Source organism: Kitasatospora sp. NPDC059088 (genome assembly GCF_042738155.1).
In the GTDB taxonomy this organism is placed as follows: domain Bacteria; phylum Actinomycetota; class Actinomycetes; order Streptomycetales; family Streptomycetaceae; genus Kitasatospora.
The window spans coordinates 11267-23543 of record NZ_JBHYGR010000102.1 but is presented as its reverse complement, the minus strand read 5'-3'; the positions used below and the strand labels follow the sequence as shown (position 1 = coordinate 23543).

Annotated in this window: 11 protein-coding genes; 3 read left to right on the top strand and 8 right to left on the bottom strand. The window is 74.0% G+C overall.

What is annotated here, in order from left to right; all coding sequences use genetic code 11:
* Positions 1–49: 49 nt before the first annotated feature.
* The 7 genes from ACFWXO_RS33335 to ACFWXO_RS33305 form a co-directional block, all read right to left on the bottom strand.
* Positions 50–1666, bottom strand: coding sequence for a tannase/feruloyl esterase family alpha/beta hydrolase (locus ACFWXO_RS33335; protein WP_380528627.1), 1617 nt, complete (start codon positions 1664–1666; stop codon positions 50–52).
* Positions 1667–1741: 75 nt separating this feature from the next.
* Complete coding sequence (locus tag ACFWXO_RS33330; RefSeq protein WP_380528625.1) at positions 1742–2455, bottom strand: cytochrome b/b6 domain-containing protein; 714 nt, start codon at positions 2453–2455, stop codon at positions 1742–1744.
* The gene (locus ACFWXO_RS33325; RefSeq protein ID WP_380528623.1) at positions 2412–3125 is read right to left on the bottom strand and encodes a molybdopterin-dependent oxidoreductase; all 714 of its coding nucleotides are present in this window, start codon (positions 3123–3125) and stop codon (positions 2412–2414) included. The genes ACFWXO_RS33330 and ACFWXO_RS33325 overlap by 44 nt, the downstream gene beginning before the upstream one ends.
* Positions 3126–3448: 323 nt before the next feature.
* Complete coding sequence (locus tag ACFWXO_RS33320) at positions 3449–4714, bottom strand: cytochrome P450 (RefSeq protein WP_380528621.1); 1266 nt, start codon at positions 4712–4714, stop codon at positions 3449–3451.
* Between the two features lie 77 nt (positions 4715–4791).
* Positions 4792–6021, bottom strand: coding sequence for a cytochrome P450 (locus tag ACFWXO_RS33315; protein WP_380528619.1), 1230 nt, complete (start codon positions 6019–6021; stop codon positions 4792–4794).
* Entirely contained in the window at positions 6018–9128 is a 3111-nt protein-coding gene (locus ACFWXO_RS33310) for an amino acid adenylation domain-containing protein (protein ID WP_380528617.1), read from the bottom strand. Before ACFWXO_RS33310 ends, ACFWXO_RS33315 begins: the two co-directional genes overlap by 4 nt.
* A 61-nt stretch (positions 9129–9189) precedes the next feature.
* A complete protein-coding gene (locus ACFWXO_RS33305; protein WP_380528616.1) occupies positions 9190–9699 on the bottom strand; it encodes a pyridoxamine 5'-phosphate oxidase family protein in 510 nt (169 codons plus the stop codon).
* 360 nt (positions 9700–10059) lie between these two features.
* Between ACFWXO_RS33305 and ACFWXO_RS33300 the strand changes: the two genes are divergently transcribed.
* A complete protein-coding gene (locus ACFWXO_RS33300; RefSeq protein WP_380408990.1) occupies positions 10060–10437 on the top strand; it encodes a nuclear transport factor 2 family protein in 378 nt (125 codons plus the stop codon).
* Positions 10438–10583: 146 nt separating this feature from the next.
* Here ACFWXO_RS33300 and ACFWXO_RS33295 read toward each other — a convergent pair whose 3' ends face one another.
* The gene (locus ACFWXO_RS33295; RefSeq protein WP_380528613.1) at positions 10584–11087 is read right to left on the bottom strand and encodes a MarR family winged helix-turn-helix transcriptional regulator; all 504 of its coding nucleotides are present in this window, start codon (positions 11085–11087) and stop codon (positions 10584–10586) included.
* Positions 11088–11173: 86 nt separating this feature from the next.
* Here ACFWXO_RS33295 and ACFWXO_RS33290 point away from each other — a divergent pair, with 86 nt between their 5' ends.
* The gene (locus ACFWXO_RS33290) at positions 11174–11680 is read left to right on the top strand and encodes a cupin domain-containing protein (protein WP_063352400.1); all 507 of its coding nucleotides are present in this window, start codon (positions 11174–11176) and stop codon (positions 11678–11680) included.
* A 45-nt stretch (positions 11681–11725) separates the two neighbouring features.
* Positions 11726–12145: a RidA family protein gene (locus tag ACFWXO_RS33285; RefSeq protein ID WP_380528612.1), complete on the top strand. Its 420-nt coding sequence runs from the start codon at positions 11726–11728 to the stop codon at positions 12143–12145.
* Positions 12146–12277: the final 132 nt, after the last annotated feature.

Below are 12277 nucleotides of genomic sequence, written 5' to 3'. Positions count from 1 at the left end.
CGGTCGCTCAGAGTGTGGTGCGCGCCCCCGCGCTGCCGCGGGGGCCGGGTCAGTGCCGGTCGGCCGGGACGCAGCGGAAGGCGGCCGCGTCGGCGACGTCACCGTGGCCGCTGTAGCGGGAGACCAGCGGGTAGGCGCACAGGTTGCGGCTGACCGTACGGCCGTCCGCGGTGTTCAGGGTGGCGGGCAGCGTCTGCGGCGCCTTGCCCTGTTCGACCCAGGCGGTCAGCGCGGCGAGGTCGTCGGTGCGGCCGCTGGGACCGTTGAGCCCGCAGTGGGCCGCGCCCGGCACCAGGAACAGCCGGTAGAAGTCGTCGACCTGCTGCGCGCCGCCCAGCTCCCGCTCCACCTGCTTGCGGTAGCGCACCGTACCGTCGGCCGGGATGAACTCGTCGGCCGAGCCGTGCCAGCTGAGGAGCTTTCCTCCGGCGTCGCGGAAGGCGGAGAGGTCCGCGTCGTCGGTGCCGATGACGTCGTCGTACTCGGCCACCGACTGCTGGAACAGCTCGGTGAAGCGCGCGGTGGTGAGGGTGGTGACGTCGAGCGAGGGCTGCTCGGCCACCCAGGTGGACACCCACGCGGCGGGCACCGGGAACGGCGCGCCCACCGGCTTGCCCGACGGGTCCGTGGTGTGCCCCGCGAGGGCGCTCAGCTGGGCGCCCTTGGGCACCCCGGCCCACAGCCGGCGGCCGTCGGTGGTGCGCGGCCCGTCCCAGATCCGGCGGACCACCTCGGCGTCGGCCTCGGTGATCGTCACCTTCCTGCCCTCGCACTCGACGGTGGTGCCGATCAGCCGGCGCGGGTTGAAGCCGCACTCGTCCGGCCGGGACACCAGGCCGTCCCGGGCGCCGTCGAGCCCGTCGCAGGCCTGGACGGCGGCGGCGGTGAAGGCGTCGAACTCGCAGGCGGTCGGGTAGGTGTGCTGCTCGTTCATCACCATCTGCGGCCAGAGCGTGGCGACCTCGAACTCCGCCCAGTGCACGGCGGGCGCGTTGGCCAGGATGCCGTTGTAGTCCTCCGGGTACTTCTGCGCCTCCGCGTACCCCTGGCGCCCGCCGGTCGAACAGCCGTTGAAGTAGGAGTACGCGGCGGCCCGCTGGTAGTGGCCGGCGATGACGTCCTTGGCGACGACCGCCGCCTCGTGCTCGGAGCGGGACGCGAAGTTCTCCAGCAGCGCCGCGTCGACCGTGCCGTCGGCCTTCAACCCCCAGTGGCTGTCGAGGTACGTACCGACGCCGGCATCCGTGGTGGCGGCGGCGTAGCCGCTCTTCACGGCGAGGGCGAGCTTGCTGCCGTAGTCACCGGCGGCGTAGGCCTGGCCGCCGATCGTCTGCAGCCGGCCGTTCCAGGTCTGCTGCGGCAGCCAGACCCGCACCTTGGCGTGGTCGCCCTGGCCGGGGTGGGTGAGGGTGACCGTGACGTCGCAGAAGGCGGGGACGTCGGGGACGTGGTCGGCGCCCAGCGGGAACACCGCGGGCACGTCGACCGTGCCCGCCGGGTGGGCGACGGCGCTGACACCCTCCACCTGTGTCCCGTCGGGGGCCGTCACCGCGGGGGCGGCGCAGCTGGTGGCGGTGAGCGGCGTGGTGTCGGCCAGGGCGCCGGGCGCGTAGAGCACGGCGGCGAGGGACATGCCGACCGCGAGGGCGGTCAGGGAGCGTTTCATCGGGAGTTCCTCCAGGTGTGTGAAGTGGTCTTGGGTGTAACGGGGTTGACGGTCCGGGCCGGATCCGGCCCGCCGTCAGGCGTGGTCGCGCGGGGCGGCTTCGGCGCCGGCCCGCTCCTCCGGCAGCCAGTGCGGGTGCTCACGACGCGCCCAGCTGCGGCTGACGTGGCCGGTGCGCATGCCCCGGCGCGACTCCGGGTCCCGCAGGGCCCGGCGGGTGTGCCCGATCAGGACCGCGACCACCGCCCAGGCGAGGCAGTCGTGGACGAAGATCGCGCTGGTCCGGGAGACGGCCGGCAGCAGCCCGGTGAACCACATCAGCAGTCCGGTCGCCGCCATCACCAGGACAGCGCCGGCGATCCAGCCCGCGTAGAGCTTCTGCCCCGCGTTGAACTTGCCCGCCGGTCGGTCCTGCGGCCCGGTCAGGCGGCGGCGCGCGGCCCGCAGCCACTGCCGGTCGTACGGGGCGAAGCGGTTCAGCCGGCGCAGGTCGGCGCGGACGGCACGGGAGAACAGGCCGAGCAGGAGCGGCACCGGCAGCAGGACGCCGGACCACTCGTGCAGGGTGACCATCAGGTGCCGCCGCCCGACGAGTTGGGCGAGCGGACCGAGGTAGAGGCAGGCTCCGGCGGCCAGGCAGAGCAGCATCAGCAGTCCGGTGCTCCGGTGGACCAGGCGCTGCGCCCGGGTGAACCGGCGGACCCGGTCGCCCGGTTCGGGCAGCGCCGGTTCGGGCCGTGCAGGTTCAGGCGCTGCGGTCGGCGCCGTCGAGCCAGCCGTCGACCGCATAGCCGTACTCCTCCCAGTAGCCGGGGATGACCCGGTCGGTGACGGTGATGCCGGAGAGCCACTTGGCCGACTTGTAGAAGTACATCGGCGCCACGTACAGCCGGGCCGGGCCGCCGTGCTCGTGACTGATCGGCCGGTCCTGCATGGTGAGCGCGACCAGTACGTCCGGGCGCCGGGCCTGCTCCAGGGTGAGGCTCTCGCTGTACGCGCCGTCGAAGCAGGTGAAGCGGAGCGCCTTGCCCTCGGTGCGCACGCCCGCCGCGTCCAGCAGGTCGGCGAGCCGCACCCCCTGGAAGGGCGTGCCGTCCACCCGCCAGCCGTCGGTGCACAGCACGTCCCGGACGATCCGGGTCTGCGGCAGCGCGCGCAGGTCGGGCAGGGTGTAGCTGCGCGGGCGGTCGACCAGGCCGTCGATCCGCAGGCTGTAGTCGGTCTCGTCCTTGCGCGGCACCGAGCCGACGATGCTGTAGTACCGGAAGCCGCCGGGGTCCGGCAGCAGCCCGGTGAGCCCGGTCGGATCGTGCTGAGAGGCCGCCCCGAGCAGCTTCTCCCACCCGCGCTGGAGCGGGGGCGCGGCGGCGAGTCCGGCCATCCCCGCGGCGAAGGTCCCCAGCAGCATCCGCCGCCCCACCGGTGCCCCTCGGGCATGCCGCTCGTGCTCCTTGGCCATGGTTCCACCCCTGGATCCGAGTAACTGCTCTGAACGGTTATGACGATGGCATCCCACCAGCCCAGCCGTCAACCGCTTCTGGGCTCCCGGCGTGATGGTGCGTCATCAACCACTCACAAACCACCGCAAAGTAGCGACCCGAGCCTGTCGGACACCTGAGAGAGGTAACCTTTCTGAAAGGTTATGAGCGAGGCGAAATGGAGACGACGCAAGCCGCCGGGGGCGACGACGGCCGCGCCCCCGGCCCGGCGTGCGGGCAGGGGGCGCGGGTCTGGTCCGGTCTGGTCAGGGCGGGGTCGGAGCAGGGTCGGGGCGGGGTCAGGTCACCAGGTGACCGGAATCGCGGCGGCCATGATGGCCATCCGGTTCGGGTGCCACGGCACCTCGTCCACCGGCACCGCCAGGCGCAGCCCGGGGAACCGCTGGAGCAGGACCCGGAAGGCCGTGTCGGACTGCCGCCGCACCAGGTGGGCGCCGGGGCAGTGGTGACGGCCGTGACCGAAGCGCAGGTGGGGATTGGGCGAGCGGGCGGGCTCGAACCGCTCGGGGTCGGCGAAGGTGCCGGGGTCGTAGTTCGCCGCGTCCAGGGAGAGCAGGATCAGCTCACCGGCCTTGACCCGCTCGCCGCCCAGCGAGGTGTCCTCGGTGACGAAGCGCGGGATGGCGTTGCCGAGGACGACGCTGCACCGCAGCAGTTCCTCCACGTGCCGGGGTGTCGCCTCCGGGCTCTCCCGCAACTCCGCCATCGCCTCGGGGTGTTGGAGGAGGTTGACGGCGGCGACGCCCAGGAAGCCGGCGAAGTCCTCGTAGCCGCTGACGAACAGCACGGAGACGATGTTGGACAGTTGCTCGTCGCTCAGCCCCTTCGGCCCGGCGGGCCCCTCGGACGGCCGGTCGGCGTTCAGGTCGGCGAGCCGGTCGGCGAGGCCGCGCGGCTGCCCGGGGGTGCGGGCGGCCAGGAAGGCCGCCATGTAGGCGCGGATCTCCTCCCAGTTGACGGCCAGTTCCTCGTCCGAGTACGTGGCCATGGTGAGGTCCTTGTCGGCGCGCTCGGCGAGCCACGCACGGTCCTCGAAGGGCAGACCGAGCAGCCGGCACAGGCACTGTGCGGCGACCCACTCGGCGAAGTGGCGCTGGAGGTCGCCCGGCACGCCCTCGGCGACCATCCGCTCCAGGCCCTCCCGCGTCACCTCGGCGACCCAGTCGGCGGGCAGTTCGGGCTGGTTGCGGCCGAGCGCGGCGAGCACCTCGTCGCGCAGTCCGGCCTGCTGGAGGTGGTTCATGGCGTCCAGCAGTTCGGGTGCCAGGATCGGGGCGTCCTGGGTCGGGCTGTCGGCCTCGCCGAGTACGGAGCGGGCGAAGGCGCGGTCCCGCAGGACGTCGCGGGCCAGCTCGTAGCCGGTGACCAGCCAGGCCTCGCCACCGGCGTTGGTCCTGACCCGGGCGACGGGGCAACGGCTGCGCAGCTCGTCCAGCTCGGGGGCGAGGCGGTCGCCGTCGGTGCTGAACGGGTAGCGGGGCAGCGCCTCCACGTCCGGGATGCCGTCCGGGACCTCGTCGGTGGTGGCGGGCGCCTGGGGTGCGCTCATGCGGCGCGGTCCTTTCTCTACGGAAGCAGGGGTGCGCGGCTGTACGGGAGCAGGGGTGCGCGGCGGGGGTGCCGCCGTCACCAGCGCACCGGCAGCCGGGCGGGGGCGCGCAGCGGGGTGGTCTCGTCCCAGGGCAGCGACTCGGCGGGCTCGGCCAGTTCGATGCCGGGCAGCCTCTCCAACAGCACCTGGATCACCACGGCCAGCTGCATCCGGCTCAGGTGCGCACCGGTGCAGGCGTGCGGGCCGTGGCCGAAGGCGAGGTGCGGGTTGGGCGTACGGGTGAGGTCGAGGCGGTCGGGGTCGGTGAACGCCTCGGGGTCGCGGTTGGCGGAGGCGGGCACCGGCACGACGGCGTCCCCGGCCCGGATCAGCTGCCCGTGGAGGGTGAGGTCCTCCTCCGCGACGAGGATGTTGATCGCGTTCATCAGCGGTACGTGGCGCAGCAGTTCGTCCACGGCGCCGGCGATCCCGGCGGGTTCCTCGCGCAGCCGGCGCAGCTGGTCGGGGTGGGTGAGGAGGGTGAGCAGGGCGTTCCCGGTGTGCTGCATGTTGGTCTTGTAGCCGGCCATCAGCATGGTGACGACGAAGCTGACCACGTCGTCCCTGTCCAGCTCGCTGCCGGGGCGGCGGGTCTCGGCGAGCAGCAGCCGGATGTAGTCCCCGTCCTGTTTCGGTTCCCCCGCTTCCTCCTCCTTGCGGGTGATCAGCTCGGAGGCGTAGTCCTGGAGGGCGTACAGCGCGGCGAGGATCTCGTCCATGGTCAGCCCGGCGGCGCTGAGCAGGGTGAGGGTGTGCGGGAGGTAGCGGTCGCGGTCCTCGTGCGGGAGGCCGATGGTCTCGCACAGCACGCGCAGCGGCAGCGGTTCGACGTAGTCGGCCACCAGGTCGGCCGTGCGGTCGGGCGAGTCGGCCGTCATGGCGTCGATCAGTTCCTCCGCGATGGCGCGGATGCGGGGCCGCATGAACTCCAGGCGCCCGCGGCCGAACAGCGGCAGGACGGCGCGCCGCACCCGCTCGTGGTGCTCTCCCCGCATCTCCAGGAAGGTCGGCAGGCAGGGCGGCGGCGCGTCGTCGCCCTCGACGGGCGGCCAGGCGGACAGCAGCGGCCGCACCAGCCTCGGGTCGGCGAAGGCGGCCCGGGCGTCCGCGTAGCGGCTGAGCAGCCACGCGGTCTCGCCGTTGGGCAACTGCGCCTGGACGACGGGCTGTTCGGCGCGCAGCCGGGCGTAGCCGCAGGGCGGTCCGGCGGTGCCGGGCGTCACCTCGGGGACGGGGATCGGGGCGGGGGCGGCGGTGTCGGTCATCGGGTGCCCTCCCGGACGCCGGTGGTGGTGGTGGGGCGCTGGAGGTAGCCGGAGCTGAAGAAGTACTCCAGGTACCGGTCCAGCAGGGCGGCGTCGACCGGCGGGCAGTGCAGCCCGCTGTCGGCCAGGGCGGCCTCGGCGTTGTGCCGGCCGAGCACCGGGAAGGTGCCCTCGAAGTAGAGCTCCTTGACGGACATGTCGGCGGTGCGGCTGCGGTCCACGCACAGCGACACGAAGGGCGCGGTGGCGCTGGTGGGGTTCGCGGCGACGTGGCGCACCAGCTCGTCCACCCACCGCTGGTAGGGCAGCGTGCGCACCGCGCAGCCGGCCGCGCGCATCCGGTCGATGACGTCCGACAGCATCGCGGGACGGGGGTTGGTGAGGTGGTAGGTGCGGCCGTCGGCGTCCCGCCGGGTGGCGATGTGGACGACGGCCTCGGCGAGGTGGTCGACCGGGACGAAGTCCATCGGCAGGGCGATGTCCGGGGCCAGCCCGGTCTCGGCGATCGTCCGGAAGAGCGAGCAGATCGCGGTCTCGGTGTTGCTCACCCCGCTCACCTGCTCCCCCGTCACCTCGTACGGACGGTGGACGGCCATCGGCAGTCCCTGCTCGGCGGCTCGGCGCAGCACCCCTTCGGCGACCCACTTGCTCTCGGCGTAGCCCATGGTGAGCCCGTCGGCGTGGGCCATCGGGGCGTCCTCGGCGATGTCGCGCACCCCGGCGGCCCCGGCGCCGGCGACGACCGCGACGGTCGACAGGAAGTGGACCGGGACACGGCGGGGAGCGGCGAGCCGGACCATCTCCCGGGTGCCCTCCACATTGGGGGCGCGCAGCTGCTCGTACGGGTAGAGGAAGTTGACCTGGGCGCCGTTGTGGACGATCAGGTCCAGCCGGGCCGCCAGGTCGGCGCGCCGCTCGGCCGACAGTCCGAGGCCCGGCTCGGCGAGGTCGGCGGGGAAGCACTCCAGGCGCTGCCGGTCGGCCTCGTCGAGGTGCAGTCCGTAGCGGGCGAGGGCGGTGCGCACCCGCTGTTCGGCGTGGGCGGGGCTCGCGGCGCGGACGGGGCAGTGGATCCGGGCGGCGGTGCGGCGCAGCAGGGTGGTCAGCAGGAAGGCGCCGACGAAGCCGGAGGCACCGGTGAGCAGCACGTGCTCCGGGTCCCGGGGGCGGGGCGCGGGGCCCTGGGCGGGCGGCAGGCGGAAGCCGAGTTCGCTCTCCCGGACGAAGTCGACGGTGCTCTCCCCGGCCCCGGCGCCGTTCGGGGAGCCGTCGCGGGCGGCCCGGACGGCCTCGGTGAAGCGGGCGAGGGTGGGGGCGGTGAGCAGCGCCCGGATGAGGGTGGAGCTGAGTGCGGCGTCGAGGCCGAGGGCGGCGAGGGTGCGGGTGACGGCCTCGGAGGCGAGCAGGGAGTCGCCGCCGAGGTGGAAGAAGTCGTCCTCGGGGGCGGGCCGGGTGCGCAGCACCTGCTGCCAGATCCCGGTGAGGATCGCGGCGAGCCCTTCGGCCGGCTGCTCCTGCGGCGGGATGTCCGCGCGGCCGACGTCGACGGCGCGGAGGGCTTTGCGGTCCACCTTGCCGCCGCTGGTCACCGGGAAGCGGTCGAGGGCGACCAGCGCGGGCACGGCCTGCGGCGGCAGCCAGCGGGCGCAGTAGCCGCGCAGCTCGGGCAGCGGCAGGGGCTCCCCCGGGGCGGTGGGGGTGATGTAGGCGGTCAGCGCGTCGCTGTCGGCCTCGACGACGGCCTCGGCCACGGCGGGGTGGGCGCGCAACCGGGCCTCCACCTCGTCGAGTTCTATCCGCGCGCCGCGCAGCTTGACCTGGCGGTCCGCGCGGCCGCGGTGCTCCAGCAGGCCGTCGGCGGTGCGCACGGCCCGGTCGCCGGTGCGGTAGAGCCGGCCGCCGGGTTCGACCTGCGGCAGCCGGACGAACCGCTCCGCGGTCAGCTGCTCGTCGCCCGGGTAGCCGAGGGCCAGCCCGTCGCCGCCGACGTACAGCTCGCCCTCCTCGCCCGGCGCCGCGGGCGTGCCGTCGGCGCGCAGCACGTGGCAGGTGGTGGCGGCGTACGGGCGCCCGATCGGGACGCCGGCGGCGTCCTCGGGCAGCGGGCGGACGACGTGGGCGGTGGAGACCACCGAGTTCTCGGTCGGGCCGTAGAAGTTGACCACGGTGGTGCCGGGGCAGGCGGCGAGGACGGCGTTCGCCAGGCGCGGGTCCATCGCCTCGCCGCCGGCCGAGACGAACCGCAGGCCCGCCATCGCCTGGGGGCGGGTCCGGGCGAGCAGGTGGAAGACGCTCGTGGTCAGGTAGGCGACGGTGACGCCCCGGCTGCGCAGCAGGTGTTCCAGCGCGGTCGGCGAGAGGAGTTCCTCGCGGTCGGCGATCACCAGGCAGGCGCCGGTCAGCAGGGCGCCCCAGATCTCGATGGTCGAGGCGTCCGAGGAGAGGCCGTAGCCGTGCAGGATCCGGTCGCCCGGCCCGGGCGGGGGCAGTTCGCGGTCGGCCAGGACGAGGCGGGCGACTCCCCGGTGCGGGATCGCCACCGGCTTGGGGCGGCCGGTCGTGCCGGAGGTGAAGGCGACGTAGGCGCAGTCTCCGGGGGTGGACGGGACGCCCGTGGTCCGGTCGGGTGCCGGTGCGCGGTCCCCGTCCTCGACGACCGGGATGCTCACCCGCAGGCCGCGGACCGGACGTTCGGCGCCGGGCAGGGTGACGGCGGCGCGCAGTCCGGCGTCCTCGGCCATGGCGCGCAGGCGGGCCGGGGGCAGGTCGTCGTCCAGCGGGACGTAGGCGCAGCCGGCCTTGAGGATGCCCAGCAGGGCGATCAGCGCTTCCGGGGAGCGGCCGCCGCACACGCCGACGGGTTCGCCGGGGGTGATGCCCGCGGCCAGGAGGCGGGCGGCCAGGGCGGTCGATCCGGCGTCCACCTGGCCGTAGTCGAGGGTGCGGTCGCGGTGGCGGACGGCCGGTGCGCCCGGGCGGGCGGCCGCCTGCCGGGCGAAGAGCTCCGGCAGGGTGAGGTCCTGCGGCCGGTCGGCGCGGGAGGCGCGGGCCGCGGGGCGGGGGGCAGGGAGGTGGAGCGGGCGTGACGAAACGTCGATGTCGGTCATGGATCCTTCTCAAAAGGTGGCTCCGTCGGCCGCGGCTGCGGGCCGCCGACGGCACGCCAGGTCAGTCCGCGCTGTCGGCGGCGGGGGCGGCGGAGTCGGCCGCCGGTTCGGCGGGCTCGGTGAAGTCGGCGGCGAAGGCCGAGAAGTCGGCGGTCCGCCAGCGCTGCGGGCGAAGCCGGAACAGGATGTCGTCCTTGAGCTGGTCGGCGGTGGCGGCGAGGTAGCCGCGGGCCTCGTCCGGGTCCAGGTAGCGGTGCGCCAGGGCGTCCCGGACGGCCGGCGGCACCGGGTCCTCGACGGCGACGACCGGCCCTTCGACGCTCACGTACCGGTAGGGCCGCCGCTCGTCCTGCACGCAGAGGCTGAACCGGCCGGCGGCGCGCAGGAGTCGGCCCTTGACCGTCTCGCGCCCCGTCTGGACGAGGACCTCGCCCCCGGGCTCGTAGCCGTACCAGACCGGCACGCACAGGGGCGCCCGGTCGCCTTCTCTGGGGTCCGCGACGCTCAGCACCCCGACCCGGCGGTCGGCGAGGAAGGTCTCCCGGGCGTCCTGCGACATGGTGGGCAGCATGAGTCGATCCCCTTTACGAATAAGGACGTTGAGACCCGCAGCGGCTACTCGTCAGCCGTGGCCGCGACGGACGGCACAGCACTCGCCGGCGGGATGGGAGGGCAGCCACTCGATCGCGCGGCCGCGCCACCGGAGACGACGGCGGGCCGTTCGTCTCCGTAGGAACAGCATGACGGTACTGGCACGTACAGTGACGGAGAGATCACGCTACTGTCGTGAACATGTCACTCACTGGCCTGAACTGACCTGAACCGCACCACCACCCCCTCCCGCACCCTCCGTCTCGTGCGGGACGCCCAACCGTGATCGGAAAGCGGCTCGCGGGACGAACGCCCGGGCAACAGCTGGTATGACTGGGGGATGCAGGAAGAGACGGCACGCTCCGCGATCGACACCTTCATCTCCGCGTTCAACGCCTCGGACGACAGCTATGTCACCGCCCTCCTCTCCCAGGCGCTGACCTCGGACGTGGTCTTCTGGGGGCCACTGGGTCGCAGCGAGGGAATCGCGGCGGTCGAGCGGTTCGTACTGGACCTCCGGCGCCACCCGGCGGGGACCGGCACGATGGCGCGCTGCTCGGAGGTGGACATGCCGGACGAGTGGGCCCGGTACCGGTGGGTCTTCACCACCCCGGACGGCGGCCCCCGCCTGGCGGGGACGGACGTCGTCCATCTGCGACGGAGCCTCATCGACCAGGTCATCGTCTTCGCGGGGGAGTTGGAGCCGTCCCCCTCCTGACGCGCTGGTGATGCGCGGCGCGAGGGTCCCGGACGGGGGGCGCCGGCCGGGCAGGCCGATCGCCGCCCGGCCGACGGCCGTGGCCACCGCCGCGACGGAAGCGGAGTACGTCGAGGCGCGGTAGTCGTCACGGACGGCACGGGCCGTCAGGGCGCCGGACTCTCCGCGCCCTCGACGTCGGCGAGCAGCTTGCGCAGGATCATGTCCAGGGCGGCCCGCTCCTCGCCCGAGAGGGCGGAGAGCAGCGTGGTCTCGTTGGCCGCGTGGTCGGTGAAGGCGGCGTCCACGAGGGCGCGTCCGGCCGCCGTGAGGGCGATGCGGACGCTGCGCCGGTCCGCCGGGTCGGTGCGGCGTTCCACCAGGCCCGCCGATTCCAGCCGGTCGATCCGGCTGGTCATGCCGGCCCGTGACATCAGCAGCAGCGCGGCGAGTTCGGAAGGCATCAGTTCGTACGGCGCGCCGGAGCGGCGCAGGGTGGCGAGAACGTCGAACTCGCCGCGCTGGAGGCCGTGGTGCTTGAACACCTCTTCGACGACCCGGCCCGCGAGCAGCGCGAAGCGGCCGAGGCGGCCGACGATGCCGACCGCCGCCAGGTCGAGGTCCGGGCGCTCCCGGCCCCACTGGTCGAGCATGACGTCCACGTGATCCATGGGGGCATATTACTTCGGCGCGGGATAGTTAGACGTAGTACTATCAGCCAGAGAACTATCTGAGCACGCACTGTGGGGAGAGGCCAATGACGTTGATCGGACCGGAAGCCGTGGTGGTGCGGGGCGACGAAGCCGAGACCGTCGGAATGCTCGGCGGCAAGGGGCGGCTGCTGGCGGACTCCAGCGCCACCGGCGGCGCCCTGAGCACCCTGCGCGTCACACTGGGGCGCGGCAAGGACGGCGCCACTCCGCACTACCACGGGGGCTCCTCGGAGCTGTTCTTCGTCGTCGACGGCTCGGCCCAGGTGCTGGTCGGGAACGAGGTGGTCACCGCCCGCAGCGGCGACCTCGTGGTGGTGCCGCCCCATCTGCCGCACGCCTTCGCGGCGGCTCCGGACTCCGGGGCGGACCTGCTGATCGTGATCACCCCCGGGGTGGAGCGCTTCGACTACTTCCGCCTGCTGGAGCGGATCCGCGCGGGCGAGGCGACGGTCGAGGAACTCCTCGCCAAGCAGGACCTCTTCGACAACCACTTCCTGGAGTCGCCGAGTTGGCGCGACGCCCGGGAGGAAGCCGCCCGGTCCGAGCCGTAGACCGCCCCGGCACCCAGCTCGGCCCGACACCAGGGAAGGAACCCCGTGACCGACACCCGCACCATCACCAACCCGCCCGGCCTGCACGACCCGACGCCGTTCGGCTACAGCCACGCCGCCTCCGCGCCCGGCGAACCGGTGTTCATCGGCGGCCAGTACGCCTCCGACGCCGGCGGCCAGGTCGTGCCCGGCGACTTCGCCGCCCAGGTGGAGCTCGCCCTCGCCAACCTGCGCACCGCGCTCGCCGGGGTCGGCCTCGGCTTCGAGCACGTGGTCCGGCTCGGCTCGTACATCGTCGACCACGACCTGGAGAAGCTGGCCGTCCTCGGCAGGGCCCTGGCCGGGGCCTGGGGCGACCGGCTGCCCGCGCAGACGCTCAGCGGGGTCGCCTCGCTCGCCCTGCCGGGGATGCTCTTCGAGATCGACGCGGTCGCCGTCCGGCCGGCGGCGGGGGCAGCGGGCTGACCCGCCTACGCGAAGGGGTCCCACCCCCGGGGGGGACCCCCACCCCGCCGCGGGCCCCCCCCGGGTCGCGGGGGCCGACGCGATCGCCGCCGAACTCGCCGACACCCGGCAGCGCATCGACCGGCTGACCGC